Source organism: Streptomyces sp. NPDC050534, from assembly GCF_044457745.1.
GTDB lineage: Bacteria > Actinomycetota > Actinomycetes > Streptomycetales > Streptomycetaceae > Streptomyces.
Window position 1 is genome coordinate 1,041,441 of sequence record NZ_JBITHF010000002.1, and the last position, 23,017, is coordinate 1,064,457.

At 70.3% G+C, this 23,017-nt stretch carries 21 protein-coding genes and 1 riboswitch; of the genes, 19 read left to right on the plus strand and 2 right to left on the minus strand.

Annotated features, from left to right (window positions below):
- Nucleotides 1-3 precede the first annotated feature (3 nt).
- From ACIBN2_RS10450 to ACIBN2_RS10525, 16 genes are all read left to right on the plus strand, one after another.
- Nucleotides 4-876, plus strand: coding sequence for a glycosyltransferase family 2 protein (locus tag ACIBN2_RS10450; RefSeq protein ID WP_399133980.1), 873 nt, complete (start codon nucleotides 4-6; stop codon nucleotides 874-876).
- Between the two features lie 94 nt (nucleotides 877-970).
- Nucleotides 971-1,900, plus strand: a complete 930-nt coding sequence (locus ACIBN2_RS10455; protein ID WP_399133829.1) for an ABC transporter permease — start codon at nucleotides 971-973, stop codon at nucleotides 1,898-1,900.
- Complete coding sequence (locus ACIBN2_RS10460; protein WP_399133830.1) at nucleotides 1,893-2,681, plus strand: ABC transporter ATP-binding protein; 789 nt, start codon at nucleotides 1,893-1,895, stop codon at nucleotides 2,679-2,681. Before ACIBN2_RS10455 ends, ACIBN2_RS10460 begins: the two co-directional genes overlap by 8 nt.
- A gap of 357 nt (nucleotides 2,682-3,038) precedes the next feature.
- Nucleotides 3,039-3,971: a squalene synthase HpnC gene (gene hpnC / locus ACIBN2_RS10465; protein ID WP_399133832.1), complete on the plus strand. Its 933-nt coding sequence runs from the start codon at nucleotides 3,039-3,041 to the stop codon at nucleotides 3,969-3,971.
- Nucleotides 3,968-4,918 (plus strand): presqualene diphosphate synthase HpnD, encoded by a 951-nt coding sequence (hpnD, locus tag ACIBN2_RS10470; RefSeq protein ID WP_399133833.1) that lies wholly within the window; start codon nucleotides 3,968-3,970, stop codon nucleotides 4,916-4,918. The genes hpnC and hpnD overlap by 4 nt, the downstream gene beginning before the upstream one ends.
- Nucleotides 4,919-4,953: 35 nt before the next feature.
- On the plus strand, nucleotides 4,954-5,058 hold the full coding sequence (locus tag ACIBN2_RS10475; protein ID WP_399133834.1) for a DUF6380 family protein: 105 nt from the start codon (nucleotides 4,954-4,956) through the stop codon (nucleotides 5,056-5,058).
- Nucleotides 5,055-6,482 (plus strand): hydroxysqualene dehydroxylase HpnE, encoded by a 1,428-nt coding sequence (hpnE, locus tag ACIBN2_RS10480; RefSeq protein ID WP_399133835.1) that lies wholly within the window; start codon nucleotides 5,055-5,057, stop codon nucleotides 6,480-6,482. Before ACIBN2_RS10475 ends, hpnE begins: the two co-directional genes overlap by 4 nt.
- Nucleotides 6,482-7,609, plus strand: coding sequence for a polyprenyl synthetase family protein (locus tag ACIBN2_RS10485; RefSeq protein ID WP_399133836.1), 1,128 nt, complete (start codon nucleotides 6,482-6,484; stop codon nucleotides 7,607-7,609). The genes hpnE and ACIBN2_RS10485 overlap by 1 nt, the downstream gene beginning before the upstream one ends.
- A gap of 120 nt (nucleotides 7,610-7,729) precedes the next feature.
- Nucleotides 7,730-9,733: a squalene--hopene cyclase gene (gene shc / locus ACIBN2_RS10490; RefSeq protein WP_399133837.1), complete on the plus strand. Its 2,004-nt coding sequence runs from the start codon at nucleotides 7,730-7,732 to the stop codon at nucleotides 9,731-9,733.
- Nucleotides 9,730-10,371, plus strand: a complete 642-nt coding sequence (locus ACIBN2_RS10495) for a 1-hydroxy-2-methyl-2-butenyl 4-diphosphate reductase (RefSeq protein WP_399133839.1) — start codon at nucleotides 9,730-9,732, stop codon at nucleotides 10,369-10,371. The genes shc and ACIBN2_RS10495 overlap by 4 nt, the downstream gene beginning before the upstream one ends.
- Nucleotides 10,372-10,376: 5 nt before the next feature.
- Nucleotides 10,377-11,399: an adenosyl-hopene transferase HpnH gene (gene hpnH / locus ACIBN2_RS10500; protein ID WP_399133840.1), complete on the plus strand. Its 1,023-nt coding sequence runs from the start codon at nucleotides 10,377-10,379 to the stop codon at nucleotides 11,397-11,399.
- Between the two features lie 4 nt (nucleotides 11,400-11,403).
- Nucleotides 11,404-12,579, plus strand: coding sequence for a flavodoxin-dependent (E)-4-hydroxy-3-methylbut-2-enyl-diphosphate synthase (gene ispG / locus ACIBN2_RS10505; protein ID WP_399133841.1), 1,176 nt, complete (start codon nucleotides 11,404-11,406; stop codon nucleotides 12,577-12,579).
- Nucleotides 12,580-12,610: 31 nt separating this feature from the next.
- The gene (dxs, locus tag ACIBN2_RS10510) at nucleotides 12,611-14,542 is read left to right on the plus strand and encodes a 1-deoxy-D-xylulose-5-phosphate synthase (RefSeq protein WP_399133843.1); all 1,932 of its coding nucleotides are present in this window, start codon (nucleotides 12,611-12,613) and stop codon (nucleotides 14,540-14,542) included.
- A complete protein-coding gene (locus tag ACIBN2_RS10515) occupies nucleotides 14,539-15,924 on the plus strand; it encodes an aspartate aminotransferase family protein (RefSeq protein WP_399133844.1) in 1,386 nt (461 codons plus the stop codon). The genes dxs and ACIBN2_RS10515 overlap by 4 nt, the downstream gene beginning before the upstream one ends.
- An 83-nt stretch (nucleotides 15,925-16,007) precedes the next feature.
- Nucleotides 16,008-16,649, plus strand: a complete 642-nt coding sequence (locus ACIBN2_RS10520; RefSeq protein ID WP_399133845.1) for a helix-turn-helix domain-containing protein — start codon at nucleotides 16,008-16,010, stop codon at nucleotides 16,647-16,649.
- Nucleotides 16,646-16,771, plus strand: a complete 126-nt coding sequence (locus ACIBN2_RS10525) for a DUF6126 family protein (protein WP_399133846.1) — start codon at nucleotides 16,646-16,648, stop codon at nucleotides 16,769-16,771. Before ACIBN2_RS10520 ends, ACIBN2_RS10525 begins: the two co-directional genes overlap by 4 nt.
- Nucleotides 16,772-16,799: 28 nt before the next feature.
- On the opposite strand, the gene ACIBN2_RS10530 is transcribed toward ACIBN2_RS10525, so the two are convergent.
- Nucleotides 16,800-17,597, minus strand: a complete 798-nt coding sequence (locus tag ACIBN2_RS10530) for a tyrosine-protein phosphatase (RefSeq protein ID WP_399133848.1) — start codon at nucleotides 17,595-17,597, stop codon at nucleotides 16,800-16,802.
- 171 nt (nucleotides 17,598-17,768) lie between these two features.
- On the opposite strand from ACIBN2_RS10530, the gene ACIBN2_RS10535 reads away from it, so the two are divergent.
- The 3 genes from ACIBN2_RS10535 (at nucleotide 17,769) to ACIBN2_RS10545 (ending at nucleotide 22,306) form a co-directional block, all read left to right on the plus strand.
- On the plus strand, nucleotides 17,769-19,847 hold the full coding sequence (locus tag ACIBN2_RS10535; protein WP_399133850.1) for an alpha-galactosidase: 2,079 nt from the start codon (nucleotides 17,769-17,771) through the stop codon (nucleotides 19,845-19,847).
- Between the two features lie 304 nt (nucleotides 19,848-20,151).
- A riboswitch (cyclic di-AMP (ydaO/yuaA leader) is annotated at nucleotides 20,152-20,310 on the plus strand.
- A gap of 4 nt (nucleotides 20,311-20,314) precedes the next feature.
- Entirely contained in the window at nucleotides 20,315-21,250 is a 936-nt protein-coding gene (locus ACIBN2_RS10540) for a peptidoglycan DD-metalloendopeptidase family protein (RefSeq protein WP_399133852.1), read from the plus strand.
- 270 nt (nucleotides 21,251-21,520) lie between these two features.
- Entirely contained in the window at nucleotides 21,521-22,306 is a 786-nt protein-coding gene (locus ACIBN2_RS10545; protein ID WP_399133981.1) for an SGNH/GDSL hydrolase family protein, read from the plus strand.
- Between the two features lie 54 nt (nucleotides 22,307-22,360).
- Here the strand turns inward: ACIBN2_RS10545 and ACIBN2_RS10550 are convergent, their stop codons facing one another.
- Nucleotides 22,361-22,981, minus strand: a complete 621-nt coding sequence (locus tag ACIBN2_RS10550) for a TetR/AcrR family transcriptional regulator (protein ID WP_399133853.1) — start codon at nucleotides 22,979-22,981, stop codon at nucleotides 22,361-22,363.
- Nucleotides 22,982-23,017 lie beyond the last annotated feature (36 nt).

Consider the following 23,017-nt stretch of genomic DNA (forward strand, 5'->3'; position numbering starts at 1 on the left):
GCCATGAAGGTCGGCGCGGTCATCATCACGATGGGCAACCGGCCCGAGGAGCTGCGCGCCCTGCTGGAGTCGGTCGCCAAGCAGGACGGCGAGGCCGTCGAGGTCGTCGTGGTCGGCAACGGCTCGCCCGTGCCGGACGTCCCCGGCGGTGTGCGCACCATCGAACTGCCCGAGAACCTCGGCATCCCCGGCGGCCGCAACGTCGGCATCGAGGCCTTCGGGCCCAGCGGCCGCGACGTCGACATCCTGCTGTTCCTCGACGACGACGGCCTGCTCGCCGGCCACGACACCGCCGAGCTGTGCCGGCAGGCCTTCACCACGGACCCGAAGCTCGGCATCGTCAGCTTCCGCATCGCCGACCCCGACACCGGCGTCACCCAGCGCCGGCACGTGCCGCGGCTGCGCGCCGCCGACCCGATGCGCTCCTCCCGGGTCACCACCTTCCTCGGCGGCGCCAACGCCGTCCGCACCCAGGTCTTCGCCGAAGTCGGCGGCCTGCCGGACGAATTCTTCTACGCGCACGAGGAAACCGACCTGGCATGGCGGGCCCTCGACGCGGGCTGGATGATCGACTACCGGTCCGACATGGTGCTGTACCACCCCACGACCGCGCCCTCGCGGCACGCGGTCTACCACCGCATGGTCGCCCGCAACCGGGTCTGGCTGGCCCGCCGCAACCTCCCGGCGCCCCTGGTCCCGGTCTACCTCGGCGTGTGGCTGCTGCTCACCCTCGTCCGCCGCCCCTCACGGTCCGCCCTGAGGGCCTGGTTCGGCGGGTTCCGGGAAGGCTGGACCACCCCGTGCGGGCCGCGCAGGCCCATGAAATGGCGTACGGTGTGGCGGCTGACCCGACTGGGCCGGCCTCCTGTGATCTGACAAGCTCTTTCCTGAGAGCGACGCGGGCCCGGCCCGGGTCCCGAGCTCTGCCCGTGCCCGCACCGGCGCATCCCGAAGACGAAAGTTTCCACCAGTGAGTGAGTCAACGCACGAAGGCACGGTCGCCCTGAGCGCGGCCGTACCGACCGACGAGGGCCTCGTGGCGGGGCAGCTCGCCGCCAAGTACGGCCTGACCGTGAGCGGCGCCCGGCCCTCCCTCGTCGAGTACGTACGCCAGCTCTGGGACCGGCGTCACTTCATCCTCGCCTTCTCGCGGGCGAAGCTGACCGCCCAGTACAGCCAGGCGAAGCTCGGCCAGGTCTGGCAGGTGGCGACACCGCTGCTGAACGCGGCCGTGTACTTCTTCATCTTCGGCGTCATCCTGAACGCCAGCCGGGGCATGTCGAAGGACGTGTACATCCCGTTCCTGGTCACGGGCGTCTTCGTGTTCACCTTCACGCAGAGCTCGGTGATGGCGGGCGTGCGCGCGATCTCCGGCAACCTCGGCCTGGTCCGCGCGCTGCACTTCCCGCGCGCCTCCCTGCCGATCTCCTTCGCGCTCCAGCAGCTCCAGCAGCTGCTGTTCTCGATGGTCGTGCTGTTCGCGGTGGCGGTCGGCTTCGGCAGCATGCCGGACCTGTCCTGGCTGCTGATCGTCCCGGTGCTCGCGCTGCAGTTCCTCTTCAACGGCGGCCTGGCGCTGATCATGGCCCGGGCGGGCGCCAAGACCCCGGACCTGGCGCAGCTGATGCCGTTCGTCATGCGTACGTGGATGTACGCGTCGGGCGTGATGTTCTCCATCCCGGTCATGCTGGCCGACAAGCCGCAGTGGGCGGCGACCGTCCTGCAGTGGAACCCGGCCTCCATCTACATGGACCTGATGCGCTTCTCGCTCATCGACGGCTACGGCGCCGAGAACCTCCCCGACCACGTCTGGGCGGCCGCGGTCGGCTGGGCCGTCCTGGCGGCCCTGGGCGGGTTCCTGTACTTCTGGAAGGCGGAGGAGAGGTACGGCCGTGGCTGACGAGCGAGACCACCAGACCGGCGAGCGGATCCCCACCGTCATCGCCGACGAACTGCACATCGTCTACCGCGTGCACGGGGCGAAGAGCGGCAAGGGCAGCGCCACCGCCGCCCTCAGCCGCATCCTCAAGCGCGGCGAGGAGCGCGGGGTGCGCAAGGTGCACGCCGTCAAGGGCGTCTCCTTCGTCTCCTACCGCGGCGAGGCCATCGGCCTCATCGGCTCCAACGGCTCCGGCAAGTCGACGCTGCTGCGCGCCATCGCCGGCCTGCTCCCGGCGGAGAAGGGCCGCGTCTACACCAACGGCCAGCCGTCGCTGCTGGGCGTGAACGCGGCGCTGATGAACGACCTGACCGGCGAGCGCAACGTCATATTGGGCGGGCTCGCCATGGGTATGACCCGCGAGCAGATCAGGGAGCGCTACCAGGGGATCGTCGACTTCTCGGGCATCAACGAGAAGGGCGACTTCATCACCCTGCCGATGCGCACCTACTCCTCCGGCATGGCGGCCCGTCTGCGTTTCTCCATCGCCGCGGCCAAGGACCACGACGTCCTGATGATCGACGAGGCGCTGGCCACCGGCGACCGCAAGTTCCAGAAGCGCTCCGAGGAGCGCATCCGTGAGCTGCGCAAGGAGGCCGGCACGGTGTTCCTGGTCAGCCACAACAACAAGTCGATCCGCGACACCTGCGACCGCGTCCTGTGGCTGGAACGCGGCGAGCTCCGCATGGACGGGCCTACCGACGAGGTCCTCAAGGAGTACGAGAAGTTCACGGGCAAGTAGTCCACCCACCCATGGGCCGACCGGCCCAGCACGCTTCGCGGGGCCCCGCCGGAACTGTTCCGGCGGGGCCCCGCGTCTGCAAAGGAAACGTCAACTCGGTCTCGCCCAAGGAATCTTGACGCCAATCGGTGTGTTGTTGTGATGTGCAGGACACCCCAGGGAAGCGCGCTGCGTTGTACAACGTAAGCTGTAGCGGTCCCGAAAGGCGGCAAGTGGGGCGATAATGCACGACACCCTCAAGGGGGACCGCCGCGCGGACGGCCGGTTGGCGTGTCCGAAATAGTATGCATTGGGTCGGCAGTGTAGAACGGGAGATGTGACGGCAATGGCTACGGAAACTCCCCAGCTCAGCCCAGCATGTGCCGTCCCCGCCACGGGCAGTCCCCGGTGACGGGAACCGGCGCCTCGCACACCGCTGATCCGGAGCGCGGCACCCTCGACAAGGCCGCGGGCGAGAACTTCCCCGTGGCGCCTTTCTTCCTGCCCAGGGCCTGGCGCGCCGACCTCATGGCGGTGTACGGATTCGCCCGCCTCGTCGACGACATCGGCGACGGCGACCTGGCGCCCGGCGGCGCCGACGCAGCTCTGCTCGGCGTGTCGCCCTCGCAGGCCGAGGATCGGCTGCTGCTTCTGGACGCCTTCGAGGAGGACCTGAACCGGGTCTTCGACTCCACCCCGCGCCACCCCCTGCTGCGCCGCCTGCAGCCGACCGTCCGGCGCCACGCGCTGACCCCGGAGCCCTTCCTCGGCCTGATCGCCGCCAACCGCCAGGACCAGCTCGTCAGCCGCTACGAGACCTACGACGACCTGCTCGCCTACTGCGAACTGTCGGCCAACCCCGTCGGACGTCTGGTGCTGTCGGTCACGGGCACCTCGAGCCCCGAGCGCATCCGTCTCTCGGACGCGATCTGCACGGCTCTGCAGATCGTCGAGCACCTTCAGGACGTCGCCGAGGATTTCGGCCGGGACCGCATCTATCTGCCCGCCGCGGACATGAAACACTTTCATGTGCAAGAGGCGGATCTCGCCACACCCACCGCGGGCGCATCGGTGCGCGCACTGGTCGCATTCGAAGCACAACGCGCCCGGGATCTCCTGAATGAAGGAGCCCCTCTCGTGGGTAGCGTCCACGGCAGGTTGAAGTTGCTGCTCGCGGGGTTCGTGGCGGGGGGAAGGGCGGCGATCCACGCGATCGCGGCCGCCGAATACGACGTACTTCCCGGCCCGCCGAGGCCCGGCAAGGGCCGGCTGCTGCGTGAAGTGGGCGTGACCCTGCGAGGAGAGGGGTGATCCGGACCGTGGAGTCGGAACAACACGTGTCCGCGCCGGTACTCGCCGCCTACAGCTACTGCGAGGCCGTCACCGGGCAGCAGGCCCGCAACTTCGCCTACGGCATCCGGCTGCTGCCGACGCCCAAGCGGCGCGCGATGTCGGCGCTGTACGCGTTCTCCCGGCGCGTCGACGACATCGGCGACGGCGTGCTGGCGGACGACGTCAAGGCGGCCAGGCTCGAGGACACCCGCGAGGTGCTGGTGCGGGTGCGCGAGGGCGCGGTCGCCGAGGACGACACCGACCCCGTCGCGGTCGCCCTCGCCCATGCCGCCGACGTCTTCCCGATCCCGCTCGGCGGCCTGGACGAGCTGATCGACGGCGTGCTGATGGACGTCCGCGGCGAGACCTACGAGACCTGGGACGACCTGAAGGTCTACTGCCGCTGCGTGGCCGGCGCCATCGGCCGGCTCTCGCTCGGCGTGTTCGGCACCGAACCGGGGGCGCGCGGCGCCGACCGGGCCCCGGAGTACGCCGACACCCTGGGCCTCGCGCTGCAGCTGACCAACATCCTCAGAGACGTCCGGGAGGACGCCGAGGGCGGCCGCACCTATCTGCCCTCCGACGACCTCGCGAAGTTCGGCTGCTCGGCCGGCTTCAGCGGCCCGACCCCGCCGGAAGGCTCCGACTTCACGGGCCTGGTGCACTTCGAGGTGCGGCGGGCCCGTGCCCTTTTCGCCGAGGGCTACCGGCTGCTCCCCATGCTCGACCGGCGCAGCGGGGCCTGCGTCGCCGCCATGGCCGGCATCTACCGCCGCCTGCTGGACCGTATCGAGCGCGATCCGGAGGCCGTGCTGCGCGGCCGGGTCTCGCTGCCCGGCCGGGAGAAGGCCTACGTCGCCGTGCGCGGCCTGTCCGGCCTGGACGCCCGCCATGTGACCCGGAGGACCGTCAGGAGGCGCGCCTGATGGACAAAAGGGGCCAAGGTGATTCCATCGGTGAAATGCGGCACGCAACCCTCCGGGCGGGGACGGCGTCCCTGACTGCGACGGCCTGCCGTGCACCGTTCAATCATCTCGGCGGCCGCGCAGGGGAGGGTGCACGATGACCGACGACACGCGCTCCGACGAGCCGCTCTCGGCTGTGCCGGGGCGTCCCGGACGGGACGCCGTCGTGATCGGCGGCGGCCTCGCCGGCATCACCGCCGCGCTCGCGCTCGCCGACGCGGGTGTCCGCGTCACCCTGATCGAGGGCAGGCCACGCCTGGGCGGCCTGGCCTTCTCCTTCCAGCGCGGCGACCTGACCGTCGACAACGGTCAGCACGTCTATCTGCGCTGCTGCACCGCCTATCGCTGGTTCCTCGACCGCATCGAGGGCGCGGCGCTGGCGCCACTGCAGGATCGTCTCGACGTGCCCGTTCTCGACGTCGACAAGCCCGCGGGCCGGCGCCTGGGCAGACTGCGGCGCGACGCGCTGCCGGTGCCCCTGCATCTGGGGCGCAGCCTCGCGACGTATCCGCATCTCTCCCTCGCCGAGCGGGCCAGGGTGGGGCGTGCCGCACTGGCGCTGAAGGGGCTCGACCTCGCCGATCCGAGCCTGGACACCCAGGACTTCGGCAGCTGGCTGACCGCGCACGGTCAGTCGGCGCGTGCCGTCGAGGCCCTGTGGGACCTGGTCGGGGTCGCCACCCTCAACGCGGTCGCGGGCGACGCCTCACTGTCGCTCGCCGCGATGGTGTTCAAGACCGGTCTGCTGTCCGAACCGGGCGCGGCCGACATCGGCTGGGCGCGCGTCCCGCTGGGTGAACTGCATGACCGGCTGGCCCGCAAGGCGCTCGACTCCGCGGGCGTGCGTACCGAGGTCCGTACACGCGTCACCTCCATCTCTACTGACGAAAACGGGCGTTGGAGCGTTCAGGTTCCCGGCGAGACGCTGCAGGCGGACGCCGTCGTGCTCGCCGTACCCCAGCGCGAGGCCCATGACCTGCTGCCCGCCGGTGCGCTCGACGCCCCGGAAAGGCTGCTGGACATCGCCACCGCGCCGATCCTGAACATCCACGTCGTCTACGACCGCAAGGTGCTCGGCCGGCCGTTCTTCGCGGCCCTCGGCACCCCGATCCAGTGGGTCTTCGACCGCACCGAGGCGTCCGGACTGCGCGAGGGCCAGTACCTCGCGCTGTCGCAGTCGGCCGCGCAGGACGAGATCGACGCTCCCGTCGCCGTGCTGCGCGAGCGCTACGTTCCCGAGCTGGAACGCCTGCTTCCGGGTACCCGCGGTGCCGAAGTGAAGGACTTCTTCGTGACCAGGGAGCGCACGGCCACGTTCGCCCCCACCCCTGGCGTCGGGCGGCTGCGGCCCGGCGCCCGCACCAAGGCCCCCGGCCTCAGTCTGGCCGGAGCGTGGACCGCCACAGGGTGGCCCGCGACCATGGAGAGTGCGGTCCGCAGTGGCGTCAGTGCGGCCGACGCCGCCCTCGGCGCCCTGGGCCGGCCACGCCCGAGCGACCTCTTCGACATCGAGGAGGCGGCCTGATGCTCGAGCAGCAGGCGGCAGGCCCCCGCACCCCCGGTACCGCACAAGAAGGAGAAACTGTGCCCACTGTGCCCCCGGCCGAGACGGCTGCCGACGCGGTGGACGTGACCGCGCTCCTTGAGCGCGGCCGGACCCTTGCCACACCGGTACTGCGGGCGGCCGTGGACCGCCTGGCCCCTCCCATGGACACCGTTTCCGCCTATCACTTCGGCTGGATCGACGCCGAGGGCAACCCCGCCGACGGCGACGGCGGCAAGGCCGTGCGCCCCGCCCTTGCGGTGCTGTCCGCCGAGGTCACGGGGGCCGCGCCCGAGGCCGGCATCCCCGGTGCCGTCGCCGTCGAACTCGTCCACAACTTCTCGCTGCTGCACGACGACCTGATGGACGGCGACGAGCAGCGCCGCCACCGCGACACCGTGTGGAAGGTGCACGGCCCCGCGCAGGCGATCCTCGTCGGCGACGCCCTGTTCGCCCTGGCCAACGAGGTGCTGCTGGAGCTCGGCACGGTCGAGGCCGGCCGCGCCACCCGCCGTCTGACCACCGCCACCCGCGCCCTGATCGACGGCCAGGCCCAGGACATCTCCTACGAGCACCGCGACCGCGTCAGCGTCGAGGAGTGCCTGGAGATGGAGGGCAACAAGACCGGCGCGCTGCTGGCCTGCGCCTCCTCCATCGGTGCGGTCCTCGGCGGCGCGGACGACCGCACCGCGGACACGCTGGAGAAGTACGGCTACCACCTGGGCCTCGCCTTCCAGGCCGTCGACGACCTCCTCGGCATCTGGGGCGACCCGGTCTCCACCGGCAAGCAGACCTGGAGCGACCTGCGCCAGCGCAAGAAGTCCCTGCCGGTGGTGGCCGCGCTCGCCGCGGGCGGTCCCGCCTCCGAGCGGCTCGGCGAGATCCTCGCCGCCGATGCCAAGAGCAGCGACTTCGAGAACTTCTCGGAGGAGGAGTTCGCGGCCCGCGCCGCCCTGATCGAGGAGGCGGGCGGCCGCCGGTGGACGGCCGAGGAAGCACGCCGCCAGCACACCATCGCCATCGAAGCCCTCGACGCCATCGACATGCCCGACCGGGTGCGGGCCCAGTTCGCGGCGCTCGCCGACTTCGTCGTCGTACGAAAGAGATGATCACTATCGGTCGAACAGTCCTCGCGTAGTCGCCGGCCGGTGCCTGCGAAAAGGTTTCAGTCACCGGCCGACGGCGGACCCACAGCAGCACGACTTGCACGACTGCACGAAGGGGAAGCCATGACAGCGACGACCGACGGAAGCGCCGGGGCCCTCCCGCCCCGGCCTGCCTCGGCCAGCGACACCGACAGCACGAGCCCCGTCGCGGCCGGGGTACACGACATCGCCGTACACGCCACACAGCGCGCCACCGACTTCCTGCTCTCCCTGCAGGACGCGGAGGGCTGGTGGAAGGGCGACCTCGAGACCAACGTGACCATGGACGCCGAGGACCTGCTCCTGCGCCAGTTCCTGGGCATCCTGGACGAGGCCACCGCGCATGCCGCCGCCCTCTTCGTCCGCGGCGAGCAGCGCGAGGACGGCACCTGGGCCAGCTTCTACGGCGGGCCGGGCGAACTCTCCACCACCATCGAGGCCTACGTCGCCCTGCGCCTGGCCGGCGACACACCGGACGCCCCGCACATGGCCAGGGCCTCGGCGTGGATCCGCGAGCAGGGCGGCATCGCACGCTCCCGCGTCTTCACCCGCATCTGGCTCGCCCTGTTCGGCTGGTGGAAGTGGGACGACCTGCCCGAACTCCCGCCGGAACTCATCTACTTCCCCACGTGGATGCCGCTGAACATCTACGACTTCGGCTGCTGGGCCCGGCAGACAATCGTGCCGCTCACGATCGTCTCCGCCAAGCGGCCGGTGCGGCCCGCGCCCTTCCCGCTGGACGAGCTGCACACCGACGCGAGCGACCCCAACCCCGCCAAACCCCTTGCCCCGGTCGCGAGTTGGGACGGCGCCTTCCAGCGCCTGGACAAGATGCTGCACCAGGCGCGCAAGGTCGTGCCGCGCCGGCTGCGCAAGGCCGCCATGAACTCCGCCGCCCGCTGGATCATCGAGCGGCAGGAGAACGACGGCTGCTGGGGCGGCATCCAGCCGCCGGCCGTGTACTCCGTCATCGCCCTGTACCTGCTGGGCTACGACCTCGAACACCCCGTGATGCGCGAGGGGTTGGCCTCCCTGGACCGGTTCGCCGTATGGCGCGAGGACGGGGCCCGGATGATCGAGGCCTGCCAGTCGCCGGTGTGGGACACCTGCCTCGCCACCATCGCGCTCGCCGACGCCGGCGTGCCCGCCGAGCATCCGCAGCTCGTCAGGGCGGCGGACTGGATGCTCGGCGAGGAGATCGTGCGGCCCGGTGACTGGGCCGTCAAGCGGCCCCAACTGCCGCCCGGCGGCTGGGCGTTCGAGTTCCACAACGACAACTACCCCGACATCGACGACACCGCGGAAGTGGCCCTCGCGCTGCGCCGGGTCAGGCACCACGACCCGGAGCGGGTGGACAAGGCGATCGGGCGCGCGGTGCGCTGGAACCTCGGCATGCAGTCGAAGAACGGCGCCTGGGGCGCCTTCGACGTCGACAACACCAGCCCCTTCCCCAACCGGCTGCCGTTCTGCGACTTCGGCGAGGTCATCGACCCGCCGTCGGCGGACGTCACTGCGCACGTGGTGGAGATGCTGGCCGTCGAGGGCCTCTCGCACGACCCGCGCACCCGGCGCGGCATCGAGTGGCTGCTGGCCGAACAGGAGCCGGACGGCTCGTGGTTCGGGCGCTGGGGCGTCAACTACGTCTACGGCACCGGCTCCGTCGTACCCGCGCTGACCGCGGCCGGACTGCCCGGCTCGCACCCGGCGATCCGGCGGGCCGTGGCCTGGCTGGAGAAGGTGCAGAACGACGACGGCGGCTGGGGCGAGGACCTGCGCTCCTACAAGTACGTCAAGGAGTGGAGCGGCAGGGGGGCCTCGACCGCCTCGCAGACCGCGTGGGCGCTGATGGCGCTGCTGGCGGCCGGCGAGAAGGACTCCAAGGCCGTCGAGCGGGGCGTCGAATGGCTGGCGGCCACCCAGCGAGAGGACGGCTCCTGGGACGAGCCGTACTTCACCGGGACCGGCTTCCCCTGGGACTTCTCGATCAACTACCACCTGTACCGGCAGGTCTTCCCGCTGACCGCGCTCGGCCGGTACGTGCACGGCGAGCCGCGCGTCGTGGCCAACGCCGGCAAGGGGGGTCGATGAGCACACAGCCCGCCCCGGCCCCGCTGCTGATCGCCTGCGCGCTCGGCATCGAGCACCTCGCCCTGCGCACGAGCGACCGCAGCGGGTCCGGCGGGCCGGTCACGGTTCTGAGGACCGGCATGGGCCCCAGGGCGGCCGAGCAGGCGGTCACCCGGCGGCTGGCCGACCCGGCCCTGCGCGAGGCGGCCGTGCTGGCCACGGGCTTCTGCGCCGGGCTCGCACCCGGGATGCACCCGGGTGATCTGGTGGTCGCCGAGGAGACCCGCGATCCGGACGGAACCGTTCGGTGTGTGGGGACCGACCTACTCGTCAAGGAGCTCGCGCGGGCGGTGCCCGGACGGACCGTCCACACCGGCCCCCTCGCCGGCTCCGACCACGTCGTTCGCGGTCACGAACGATCCGATCTGCTCACGACCGGTGCAATCGCGGTCGACATGGAATCCGCGGCGACGCTTCTGAGCGCCGTCCGCACCGGTGAGCGCCCGGTTGCGGCCGTACGGGTGGTCGTGGACGCTCCAGAACATGAACTCGTCCGGATCGGCACGGTGCGCGGTGGAATATCGGCTTTCCGCGTCCTTCGTGCCGTTCTTCCGGCTTTTTTCGAATGGCACCGTTCTTTGCTGCTCCCCAGGAGGTGAGCCAGATGGCCATGCCGCTGCGCCAGTCCATCAAGGTCGCTACGTATTTGGCTGAACAGAAGCTTCGCAAGCGGGACAAGTTCCCCCTGATCGTGGAGCTGGAACCTCTCTTCGCGTGCAACCTGAAGTGCGAGGGCTGCGGCAAGATCCAGCACCCGGCGGGCGTCCTCAAGCAGCGCATGCCGGTCGCCCAGGCGGTCGGAGCGGTGCTGGAGTCCGGTGCGCCGATGGTGTCCATCGCGGGCGGCGAGCCCCTGATGCACCCTCAGATCGACGAGATCGTGCGGCAGTTGGTGGCGAAGAAGAAGTACGTCTTCCTGTGCACCAACGCCATGCTGCTGCGCAAGAAGATGGACAAGTTCAAGCCCTCCCCCTACTTCGCCTTCGCCGTGCACATCGACGGACTGCGCGAGCGGCACGACGAGTCCGTGGCCAAGGAGGGCGTGTTCGACGAGGCCGTGGAGGCGATCAAGGAGGCCAAGCGGCGCGGCTTCCGAGTCACCACCAACTCGACCTTCTTCAACACCGACACCCCGCAGACCATCATCGAGGTGCTCAACTTCCTCAACGACGACCTCAAGGTCGACGAGATGATGATCTCGCCCGCCTACGCCTACGAGAAGGCGCCCGACCAGGAGCACTTCCTGGGCGTGGAGCAGACCCGCGAGCTGTTCAAGAAGGCCTTCGCGGGCGGCAACCGCAAGAAGTGGCGCCTCAACCACTCGCCGCTGTTCCTGGACTTCCTCGAGGGCAAGGTCGACTTCCCCTGCACCGCGTGGGCGATCCCGAACTACTCCCTCTTCGGCTGGCAGCGCCCCTGCTACCTGATGAGCGACGGGTACGTGCCCACCTACCGCGAGCTGATCGAGGACACCGACTGGGACAAGTACGGCCGCGGCAAGGACCCGCGCTGCGCCAACTGCATGGCGCACTGCGGCTACGAGCCCACCGCCGTCCTGGCCACCATGGGCTCGCTGAAGGAGTCCCTGCGCGCCATGCGCGAGACCGTCTCCGGGAACCGGGAGTGACGCCGTGACCGCCATCGCCCTGGGTGTCCCCGACATGCCGGCCCGGCCGATCGCCGAGCGGCGCGCGTCGCGGCAGATCCACGTCGGACCGGTCCCGGTCGGGGGCGGTGCCCCGGTCTCGGTGCAGTCGATGACGACGACCCGCACCTCCGACATCGGCGCCACCCTGCAGCAGATCGCGGAACTCACCGCCTCCGGCTGCCAGATCGTCCGCGTCGCCTGCCCCACGCAGGACGACGCGGACGCGTTGGCCACCATCGCCAGGAAGTCGCAGATCCCGGTCATCGCCGACATCCACTTCCAGCCGAAGTACGTGTTCGCGGCCATCGAGGCCGGGTGCGCGGCGGTGCGGGTGAACCCCGGCAACATCAAGAAGTTCGACGACCAGATCAAGGAGATCGCGCGGGCGGCCAAGGACCACGGCACCCCGATCCGCATCGGCGTCAACGCGGGCTCCCTCGACAAGCGGCTGCTGGAGAAGTACGGCCGCGCGACCCCGGAGGCACTCGTCGAATCGGCGCTGTGGGAGGCGTCGTTGTTCGAGGAGCACGACTTCCGCGACATCAAGATCTCGGTCAAGCACAACGACCCGGTCGTCATGATCGAGGCGTACCGGCAGCTCGCCGCCCAGTGCGACTACCCGCTGCACCTCGGCGTGACGGAGGCCGGGCCCGCCTTCCAGGGCACGATCAAGTCGGCCGTCGCCTTCGGGGCGCTGCTCTCCCAGGGCATCGGCGACACCATCCGCGTCTCCCTGTCGGCCCCGCCGGTCGAGGAGGTCAAGGTCGGCATCCAGATCCTGGAGTCGCTGGGCCTCAGGCAGCGCCGCCTGGAGATCGTCTCCTGCCCGTCCTGCGGACGCGCACAGGTGGACGTCTACAAGCTCGCCGACGAGGTCACGGCGGGACTGGACGGCATGGAGGTGCCGTTGCGGGTGGCCGTCATGGGCTGTGTGGTCAACGGCCCGGGCGAGGCACGGGAGGCGGATCTGGGGGTCGCCTCCGGCAACGGCAAGGGTCAGATCTTCGTGAAGGGCGAGGTCATCAAGACCGTACCCGAGTCGAAGATCGTGGAGACCCTGATCGAGGAGGCGATGAAGATCGCCGAGCAGATGGAGCACGACGGGGCCGCATCGGGCGCCCCCACCGTCACGGGGAAACCGGCAGTGACTGTGAGTTGAAGCAAGGCACGGACCGAGAGGGGGCCCGAGCGTGACGATTCTGGAGAACATCCGGGGACCACGTGACCTGAAGGCGCTGTCCGAGGCGGAACTCGGCCAACTGTCCGAGGAGATCAGGGAGTTCCTGGTGCACGCGGTCGCCAGGACCGGCGGACACCTCGGGCCCAATCTGGGGGTGGTGGAACTCTCCATCGCACTCCACCGGGTCTTCGAGTCGCCCGTCGACCGCATCGTCTGGGACACCGGCCACCAGAGCTACGTACACAAGATCCTGACGGGTCGTCAGGACTTCTCCAAGCTGCGCGGCAAGGGGGGCCTGTCCGGCTACCCCTCGCGTGAGGAGTCCGAGCACGACATCGTCGAGAACAGCCACGCCTCCACGGCGCTCGGCTGGGCCGACGGCCTGGCCAAGGCCCGCCAGGTGCAGGGGGAGAAGGGGCACGTGGTCGCCGTCATCGGCGACGGCGCCCTGACCGGCGGCATGGCCTGGGAGGCACTGAACAACATCGCGGCCGCCAAGGACCGGCCACTGATCATCGTCGTCAACGACAACGAGCGCTCCTACTCGCCCACCATCGGCGGCCTCGCCAACCACCTGGCCACCCTGCGCACCACCGACGGCTACGAGAAGGTTCTCGCCTGGGGCAAGGAGGTCCTGCTGCACACACCGGTCGTCGGCGGCACCATCTACGAATCCCTGCACGGCGCGAAGAAGGGCTTCAAGGACGCCTTCGCCCCGCAGGGCATGTTCGAGGACCTGGGCCTGAAGTACGTCGGCCCGATCGACGGCCACGACATAGGGGCCGTCGAATCCGCGCTGCGGCGCGCGAAACGCTTCCACGGGCCGGTCCTCGTCCACTGCCTCACCGAGAAGGGCCGCGGCTACGAACCCGCCCTCGCCCACGAGGAGGACCACTTCCACACCGTCGGCGTCATGGACCCGCTCACCTGCGAGCCGCTCGCCCCGGCCGGCCCGTCCTGGACCTCGGTGTTCCGCGACGAGATCGCCGCGATCGGAGCGGAGCGCGAGGACGTCGTCGCCATCACGGCGGCCATGCTGCACCCGGTCGGACTCGGCAAGTTCGCCGAACGCTTCCCCGACCGTGTCTGGGACGTCGGCATCGCCGAACAGCACGCCGCCGTCTCCGCGGCCGGCCTCGCCACCGGCGGCCTGCACCCCGTCGTCGCCGTCTACGCCACCTTCCTCAACCGCGCCTTCGACCAGCTTCTGATGGACGTCGCCCTGCACCGCTGCGGCGTCACCTTCGTCCTGGACCGGGCCGGCGTCACCGGCGCCGACGGACCCTCCCACAACGGCATGTGGGACATGTCCATCCTCCAGGTCGTCCCCGGCCTGAGAATCGCCGCCCCGCGCGACGCCGACCAACTGCGCGCCCAGCTCCGCGAAGCCGTCGCCGTCGACGACGCACCCACCCTGGTCCGCTTCCCGAAGGAGAACGTCGGCCCGCAGATCCCGGCGATCGACCGGGTGAGCGGTCTGGACGTCCTGCACCGCGGCGCGGGCACACCCGACGTGCTGCTCGTCGCCGTCGGCGTGATGGCGCCGGTCTGCCTGCAGGCCGCCGACCTGCTCGAGGCCCGCGGTATCTCCTGCACCGTCGTCGACCCCCGCTGGGTCAAACCCGTCGACCCCGCGCTGCCCGGCCTCGCCGCCGAACACCGCCTGGTCGCCGTCGTCGAGGACAACAGCCGCGCCTCCGGAGTCGGCGCCGCGGTCGCCCTCGCGCTCGGCGACGCCGAGGTCGACGTCCCCGTACGCCGCTTCGGCATCCCCGAGCAGTTCCTCGCCCACGCCAAACGCGGCGAGCTCCTCGCCGACATCGGCCTCACCCCCGTCGAGGTGGCAGGCCGGATCAGCGCGAGCCTCGCCGTCAAGGAGGCGGAGAACACCCTGGCCGCCGGGCAGCGGCCGGACGGAACCCTCAAGGAGAAGGCTGAATGAGCAAGGAGTTCGACCTCGGCGCTCTCCTGGCCGAGCGCGGAGCCGAGCGCTACGAGCTGCACGGCAGGTACCTCAACCCGCAGCTCCCGCGCATGCTGCACACCATCGGCTTCGACAAGGTCTACGAGCGCGCCGAGGGGGCCCACTTCTGGGACGCGGACGGCAACGACTACCTGGACATGCTCGCCGGGTTCGGGGTGATGGGCCTGGGCCGCCACCACCCCGTCGTCCGCAAGGCGCTGCACGACGTCCTCGACGCCCAGCTCGCCGACCTGACCCGCTTCGACTGCCAGCCGCTGCCCGGGCTGCTGGCCGAGAAGCTGCTCACCCACAGCCCGCACCTGGACCGCGTGTTCTTCGGCAACAGCGGCACCGAGGCGGTGGAGACGGCGCTGAAGTTCGCCCGCTACGCCACCGGCAGGCCCCGGATCCTGTACTGCGACCACGCCTTCCACGGCCTGACCACCGGCTCCCTGTCGGTCAACGGCGAGGACGGCTTCCGAGACGGCTTCGCCCCGCTGCTGCCCGACACCGCCGTACCCCTCGGTGATCTCGACGTTCTGGCGCGGGAGTTGAAGCGGGGCGACGTCGCGGCACTGATCGTCGAGCCCATCCAGGGCAAGGGCGTGCATGCGGCCCCGCCCGGCTATCTGCGCGCCGCGCAGGAACTCCTGCACAAGCACAAGGCGCTGCTCATCGCCGACGAGGTGCAGACGGGCCTCGGCCGTACCGGCGACTTCTACGCCTACCAGCACGAGGAGGGTGTCGAGCCGGACCTGGTGTGCGTCGCCAAGGCGCTGTCCGGCGGCTACATCCCGGTCTCGGCCACGCTCGGCAAGGACTGGATCTTCAAGAAGGTCTACTCGTCGATGGACCGGGTCCTCGTCCACTCGGCGAGCTTCGGGGCCAATGCCCAGGCCATGGCGGCCGGGCTCGCCGTGCTGTCGGTGATGGAGGACGAGCAGATCGTCGCCAACGCGCGGGCGAGGGGCGAGCAGCTGAAGTCCCGTCTGTCGGCGCTGATCGACAAGTACGAGCTGCTGGCCGACGTCCGCGGCCGGGGCCTGATGATCGGCATCGAGTTCGGCCGGCCCAGGTCGCTGGCACTGCGCAGCCGCTGGACCATGCTGCAGGCCGCGCGCAAGGGCCTGTTCGCGCAGATGGTCGTGGTGCCGCTGCTCCAGCGCCACCGCATCCTCACCCAGGTCTCCGGCGACCACCTGGAGGTGATCAAGCTGATCCCGCCGCTGGTCGTCGGAGAGGCCGAGGTGGACCGCTTCGTCGACGCCTTCACGGCGGTCATGGACGACGCCCACAGCGGCGGCACCCTGATGTGGGACTTCGGCAAGACGCTGATGAAGCAGGCGGTGGCCAACCGGTAGCGCTTCATCTGCCGACGCTCCGGGCTTTTGCCTCTGAGGCAAGAAATTTGCCGCAGAGGCAAAGCTGCGGCTGAATGGAGAGCATGAGTTCTCCCGAGACCGAGCCCGAGCCGCCGGGCGATGACCCGGCCGGGCCGGAGGAAGTCCTGCCCGCCGTCGCACCCCAGCTCCGCGCCCTGCGCCGCCGTGCCTCCCTCACCCTGGAGGCCGCGGCCCGCACGGCCGGGCTGTCGCCGGCCCATCTCTCCCGGCTGGAGACCGGGCAGCGCCAGCCTTCGCTGCCGGTGCTGCTCGCTCTTGCCCGTATCTACGGTACGACCGTCTCGGAGTTGCTGGGCGAGTCGGTCGCGGACCGGGACGCCGTCGTGCGCGCCGGGGACATGGAGCCGACCGCCGCGGGCGGCTGGACCTACTGGCAGGCCGGCGCCCCCGGCCGCGGGATGCAGGCCCTGCGCGTACATGTGCCGCACGGCTCGCAGGGCGACATCGTGCGCGTGCACCCCGGTGAGGAGTGGCTGTACGTCCTCAAGGGCCGGCTGCGGCTGCGCCTGGGGGACACCGCCCATGTGCTCGGCCCCGGTGACAGCGCGCACTTCGACTCGCTGACCCCGCACCGGATCGCCTCCCAGGATCCCGACGGGGTCGAGCTCCTGTTCGTCCACACCTTGCTGCAGAGTCCCACGGCCACGCTGTGCCTGGGCCCGATCACCGGAGACATGACATGAGCAACAACGACATGGAGGAGAAGTTCCCCCGCGGCCTGTGGGTGCGCCTGATCATCTACATCGCGGTGGGGCACCTCTTCGCGGCCTTCGTCTACCTGCTGTTCGAGCTCGGCGCGAAGTAGGGCACCGCGGGGGACGGGGTGGCCCGGCTCAGTCCAGCAGCCGCTCGCGCAGGCCCGCGCGCAGCTCCGGGGTGAGGTCGAGTCCCCGCTCCAGGTAGGTGTCGACGTCGCCCCAGGTCAGCTCGATCGTCTCGAAGGCCGCCGCCAGATACTCGGCGCGGGCCTCGAACAGGGGGCTGAGCAGCTCCATGACCTCGGGGGAGTAGCCCGCGCTGGAGGAGCTGCTGCGGTGCACCTTGTAGCGGCGGTGCCTGGCGTTGGACTCCAGGTAGTCCGTGACGATCGCCTCGCGCTCGACGCCCAGGGCGAGCAGCGTCACGGCGATGGACAGACCCGCACGGTCCTTGCCCGCCGCGCAGTGCATCAGTGCGGGCACGCTGTCCTCGGCGAGTGAGCGCAGCACGCGCGCGTGCTCGGCGGTGCGGTCCCTGATGATCGTGCGGTAGGAGGAGACCATCCGGCCTGCGGCCTGGCCGTCGCCCAGGATGCCGCGCAGCTGCTCGATCTCGCCGTCGCGGACCATCTGCCAGAACTCGGCGCCGTCGGCCGGGTCGGTCAGCGGCAGGTTCACATTGCGCACGCCCGGCAGCTCGACGTCCGGGCCCTCCAGCTTCTGGTCCGCGGCGTTGCGGAAGTCGAAGATCGTGTGCAGGCCCAGCGAGGACAGGAAGGTGGCGTCCTCGTCGGTCGCGTGCGCGAGGTGGCCGCTGCGGAACAGCACTCCGTGCCGCACCCGCCGTCCGTCCGCGGTCGGGAGGCCACCGACGTCACGGAAATTGCGGACACCGGCGAGTTCGGGTTCGGTCGACGGCATCTGCTGCGTCACGGGTGCTCCTCCCACTCCACCCGAACGGCGCGACTCGTCGACGGGCGCTCAGTCGACCATACGACATGGATTCCTGAGGCAATGAGTTGTCCACAGGCGTTGCGACCAGGCCTCACCACCCCTAATGATGTTGGCAATTGAGCGCACCTGTTCGGATGTGTGGGGGCTGGAATGCTGGAAATCGCCGACAACGGCCGTACGTGGCTCCTCAGTGGGCCGGCGAGCAGTTATGCCGTGCACCTCACCGAGGACGACGAACTGCTGCACCTGCACTGGGGCCCGAAGATCACGCTCGCCGACGCCGAGGCCCTCGCCGTGCGTCCGCTGCCCGACTACTGGCCCTTCGAGTCGCCGCTCGACGGACGCGAGGAGTACCCGGTCGAGGGCGGCCCCCGCTTCGTGCGCCCCGCCCTGTCGGTCCGCACCGACGAGCGGCGCGGCACCGAGTGGCACTTCGAGGCCCACGAGAGCGAGCACGGCGGCGACGGCGGGCTGCGGCTGCGCTTCCGCGACGGTGGCCTGACGATCACGCTGCACTACCGGATGCGGCACGACGTCGTAGAACGCTGGGTGAGCCTCGGCAACGAGGGACCCGCCCTGGAGCTGCTGCGCGCCGATGCGGCGACGTGGACGCTGCCCGAGCGTGAGGGCTGGCGGCTGTCCCAGCTGCACGGGCGCTGGGCCGCCGAGTCCCGGTTGGCCGCCTCGCCCCTCACCTACGGCGAGAAGGTCATCGGCAGCCGCCGCGGCCACACCGGGCACCAGCACCTGCCCTGGGTCGCCCTCGACACCGACGCTACCGAGGACCGCGGCGAGGTCTACGGCTGCGCGCTGGGCTGGTCGGGCTCCTGGCGGATCGCCGTGGCGCAGCTGCCGGACGCGCGCGTGCAGATCACCGGCGGCGCCGGATACGACGACTCCGGGCTGCTGCGCCTGGAGGCGGGGGAGTCCTACGAGACACCCGTCTTCGCGGGCCTGTGGAGCGACGGCGGCTTCGGCGGCGCGAGCCGCGCCTGGCACGCCTACCAGCGCGCGTACGTGATCCCGGACGCGGACCAGGACCGGCCGGTCCTGTTCAACTCCTGGGAGGCCACGGAGTTCGACATCTCCGAGGAGCAGCAGTCGGCGCTCGCCCGGCGGGCCGCCGCGATCGGCGTCGAGCTGTTCGTCGTCGACGACGGCTGGTTCGGCAGGCGCACCAGCGACCGGGCCGGACTCGGCGACTGGACCCCCAACCCGGACCGCTTCCCGAAGGGGCTGACGCCCCTCGCGGAGTATGTGCACGCCCTCGGCATGCAGTTCGGCATCTGGGTCGAGCCCGAGATGGTCAACCCGGACAGCGACCTGTACCGCGAGCACCCCGACTGGGTCCAGTTCCAACCGGGACGAAAGCGGACGGAACTCCGTAACCAGCTCGTGCTGAACCTGGCGCGTGAGGACGTCCAGGAGTACCTGTGGCAGCAGCTCGACGCGCTGCTGTCCAGCGCCCCGATCGACTACGTGAAGTGGGACTTCAATCGCTGCTTCACCGACGCGGGCTGGCCCGGCGAGCCCTATCCGCAGCGACTGTGGACCGACCATGTGCACGCCCTGTACGCGCTGTTGGACCGGTTGCGTGCGGCCCACCCCGGTGTCGCCTTCGAGTCGTGCTCGGGCGGCGGCGGCCGCATCGACCTCGGGATCATGAGCCGTACGGACCAGGTGTGGACCTCCGACAACACCGACCCGCTCGACCGGCTCGCCGTCCAGCACGGCTTCAGCCAGCTCCACCCCGCGCGCGTGATGGCCGCCTGGGTCACCGACAGCCCCAACACCCAGCTCAACGGCCGCGTCAGCTCGCTGCGCTTCCGGTTCGTCAGCTCCATGGCCGGCGTGCTCGGGGTCGGCGGCGACCTCACCCGCTGGAGCGAGGAGGAGCTGGCCGAGGCGGGGGAGTGGGTGGCCCTCTACAAGGAGATCCGGCCTCTGGTGCAGCACGGCGACCTCTACCGGCTGCGTCCGCCGGCGGGCGGCCTGAGCGCCGTGCAGTACGTGCACGGGGGTGACGCGGTCGTCCTCGCCTGGCTCCAGGCGCAGAGCTACGGCGAACCCGTGCCCGCGCTGCGCCTGAAGGGCCTCGACCCGGCAGCCTCGTACGAATGCCTCGAAACGGGCGAAATCCACGGAGGCGCCGTACTCCTGCACCACGGACTGCGCACCGGACTGCGGGGCGATCTCGACGCGGCGGTCTTCCGTCTGCGCCGCATGTGAGCGAGTTGTCCGTATTGGGGTATTGGTGTAACTCGCTCCGGAATAAGGGCTCCTGGCGGGAAGGTGCGTGAGGAGCGTCATATCCGTGACCGAACGTGGTCCGTCATGTTCACGTAATTCGCATGCTTCACAAGGGAATTCGACCGGGAAGACGCACCCTTAATCCACGCAGGGTCACCACTGTTTCCCATTAAGGATCAACAGAAACGCTTTCACGGGGAACCGTCACTTGTCCCTTTGCGTCCTCGTCGCTTACGTTCGCCACCGATCCGGACGGACGCCCAATCCTGCCGCCGCCCGGTGCCCGCACAACTCACCCGTGAACGGCAGGAGCGGGGGACCCACAGGTATGACCGCCTGTTCCGGTTCCCGGAACGGCTTGGGGTAAAGCCGCGTCAAACGCGCGGCCGGGCATCTCCAGCCCGCACCCGACAGCTCACCTCGTAGGCGCCGGAGAGGAATTCGTCATGCCCGCGAAGGGTAAGCACCGCCGTCCGAAGTCCCTGCGCTTCACCCGCACCATCGCCGTCGCCGGTACCGGTGGCGCCGCACTCGCGCTCCCGCTGATGGGTGCCACCGGCGCCCACGCCGCCACCGCGGACTCCGTTTCCCAGTCGGTTTCGCAAAAGGCCGTCCAGTCCCTTCCGGGTGCCGAGAAGAAGGCCACCGAGAAGAAGAGTGCCGGGAATCACAACGGCGTTCGGACCTATGCGGTACGAGCCGGCGACTATCTCTCGAAGATCGCCAATGAGCAGCACGTGGCCGGTGGCTGGAAGAAGGTCTACTCGGACAACCGCCAGGCCGTCGGCGACGACCCGTCGCTGATCCACCCGGGCCTGAAGCTCACGCTCGGCAAGAAGGCCGCGCCGGACGCCACCAAGTCCTCGGCCGCCCCGAAGGCCTCGGCCAAGAAGTCGGCCGTCAAGAAGTCGACGGTGAAGAAGTCGACGGTGAAGAAGACCACCGCTACGCAGGCTTCCGAGACCACCGGCAGCGGCTTCACCCTCCCGGTGAACAGCTCCTCCATCGGCACCGGCTACAAGGTGGCCGGCAGCATGTGGTCCAGCGGCTACCACACCGGCGTCGACTTCGTCGTCCCGACCGGCACCACCGTCAAGGCGGTCGGCACGGGCACGGTCGTCTCCGCCGGCTGGGGCGGCGCGTACGGCAACCAGGTCGTCGTCAGGCTCGCCGACGGCTACTACGCCCAGTACGGCCACCTGTCGCAGATATCCGTCTCGGCCGGCCAGGCCGTCACGGCGGGCCAGCAGCTCGGCCTCTCCGGCGCCACCGGCAACGTGACCGGCCCGCACCTGCACTTCGAGATCCGCACCACGCCGAACTACGGCTCCGACGTGGACCCGGTCTCCTACCTCCGCTCGAAGGGCGTCACCGTCGGCTGAACCCCCTCGCGCCAACCTGCCTGACACGCCACCGAAGGCCGGACCCTCGATCCCCGGGTCCGGCCTTCGGTATGTCCACGCACAAGTACGGCAGTTGAGACGGCAACAGCGCCGGACAGGTGGTTATTCCGAGCTTGGCGAACACTTTAGAAGTGTCTTATCTCACCGCCCGTCAACCCCTTCTGACGCTTTCTTACGGTCGCGTAGGTCACATTCCAAGGTGGATCATCGGTCGATGTGGCAGACGATTCGAAGAGTGACAGCAGAGCAGTGATCGGGTCGTACGTTGCGGTGGGGGACAGCTTCACCGAGGGCGTCGGCGACCCCGGCCCCGACGGGGCGTTCGTCGGCTGGGCCGACCGTTTCGCGGTGCTCCTTGCGGACCGCCGACCCGAGGGCGACTTCGGCTACACGAACCTGGCGGTGCGCGGGAAGCTGCTCGACCAGATCGTGGCGGACCAGGTGCCCCAGGCGATCGCCCTGAAGCCGGACCTGGTCTCCTTCTGCGCGGGCGGCAACGACATCATCCGGCCAGGCACCGACCCCGACGAGGTCGCCGAGCGCTTCGAGCGGGCCGTCGTCCGGCTCACCGAGGTCGCAGGAACCGTCATGGTGACGACCGGGTTCGACACCCGGGGCGTCCCCGTGCTCAAGCACCTGCGCGGCAAGATCGCCACCTACAACGGCCATGTCCGGGCCATCGCGGACCGCTACGGCTGTCCGGTGCTCGACCTGTGGTCCCTGAAGACCGTGCAGGACCGCCGGGCCTGGGACGGCGACCGGCTCCACCTCTCGGCCGAGGGGCACACGCGCGTGGCGCTGCGCGCCGGGCAGGTCCTCGGTCTTCCGGTCCCGGCCGACCCGGACCAGCCCTGGCCGCCGCTCCCGCACCGCGGCACCCTCGAGATCCGGCGGGACGACGTGCACTGGGCGCGCGAGTACCTGGTGCCCTGGATCGGCCGCCGGCTGCGCGGCGAGTCCTCCGGGGACCACGTCACCGCCAAGGGCACGCTGTCGCCGGACGACATCAAGATGCGGATCTCCAAGGTGGCTTGAGACCGCCCGGGTCCCGCACGAAGCACGGTGTGAGCCCCCGCCCCGAGCGGGGGCTCAGCGCTCGGACGCGGTCAACGCCTTGCGCTCCAGGCCCAGTTCGCGCGCCAGGGCATCGTCCACCCACTCCTGCGCCCGCGTGCGGGAGACCGCACCGGCGTACGACGTCATCTGCACGGCCAGCCCGTCGAGCAGGGCCGTCAGGCGCAGAGCCGCGCCGTGCGGGTCCGGGCAGCGGAACTCGCCCGCGGCGACGCCCTCGGCGATCACCTCGGCAAGCGCGGCCTTCCACTGCTTGTCGAGATCGCGCGTGACGTCCTGCAGTGCGGTCTCGCGCAGCGCCGCCGCCCAGCCCTCGATCCACAGCCGCCAGCCCTTGGCCTGGCCCGTCGGCGCGTACCAGCGCACCGCCGAGCGCAGCCGCCGCAGCGCCGTGGTCCGGCGGCCGAGCAGTTTGCGCAGCTGGGCGAGGTCGTCCTCGGCCGCGAACGTGAACGCGGCGGCGACCAGCTTCTCCTTCGTCGAGAAGTGGTACAGCACCAGCGCGTTGCTGACGCCGAGTGCGGAGGCCACGTCGGCGATCCTGACCGCCGCCACGCCCCGCGCCTCGATCTGCTCGATGGCTGCCCGCAGCAGCTCCTCACGCCGCTCGGCCACGCTCAACCGCACTCTCGCCACGCGGTCACCCTATTCCGTTACCGCGTGCGGCGCCGG

What these genes read in the sequence shown, in the direction of transcription:
- ACIBN2_RS10485 (WP_399133836.1), top strand. Translation starts at nt 6,482, where the DNA reads ATGCTCGAGCAGCAGGCGGCAGGCCCCCGCACCCCCGGTACCGCACAA.
- ACIBN2_RS10495 (WP_399133839.1), top strand. Translation starts at nt 9,730, where the DNA reads ATGAGCACACAGCCCGCCCCGGCCCCGCTGCTGATCGCCTGCGCGCTC.
- shc (WP_399133837.1), top strand. Translation starts at nt 7,730, where the DNA reads ATGACAGCGACGACCGACGGAAGCGCCGGGGCCCTCCCGCCCCGGCCT.
- ACIBN2_RS10475 (WP_399133834.1), top strand. Translation starts at nt 4,954, where the DNA reads ATGCGGCACGCAACCCTCCGGGCGGGGACGGCGTCCCTGACTGCGACG.
- ACIBN2_RS10535 (WP_399133850.1), top strand. Translation starts at nt 17,769, where the DNA reads ATGCTGGAAATCGCCGACAACGGCCGTACGTGGCTCCTCAGTGGGCCG.
- ACIBN2_RS10450 (WP_399133980.1), top strand. Translation starts at nt 4, where the DNA reads ATGAAGGTCGGCGCGGTCATCATCACGATGGGCAACCGGCCCGAGGAG.
- ACIBN2_RS10525 (WP_399133846.1), top strand. Translation starts at nt 16,646, where the DNA reads ATGAGCAACAACGACATGGAGGAGAAGTTCCCCCGCGGCCTGTGGGTG.
- hpnH (WP_399133840.1), top strand. Translation starts at nt 10,377, where the DNA reads ATGGCCATGCCGCTGCGCCAGTCCATCAAGGTCGCTACGTATTTGGCT.
- hpnE (WP_399133835.1), top strand. Translation starts at nt 5,055, where the DNA reads ATGACCGACGACACGCGCTCCGACGAGCCGCTCTCGGCTGTGCCGGGG.
- ACIBN2_RS10520 (WP_399133845.1), top strand. Translation starts at nt 16,008, where the DNA reads ATGAGTTCTCCCGAGACCGAGCCCGAGCCGCCGGGCGATGACCCGGCC.
- ACIBN2_RS10515 (WP_399133844.1), top strand. Translation starts at nt 14,539, where the DNA reads ATGAGCAAGGAGTTCGACCTCGGCGCTCTCCTGGCCGAGCGCGGAGCC.
- ACIBN2_RS10540 (WP_399133852.1), top strand. Translation starts at nt 20,315, where the DNA reads ATGCCCGCGAAGGGTAAGCACCGCCGTCCGAAGTCCCTGCGCTTCACC.
- hpnC (WP_399133832.1), top strand. Translation starts at nt 3,039, where the DNA reads ATGTGCCGTCCCCGCCACGGGCAGTCCCCGGTGACGGGAACCGGCGCC.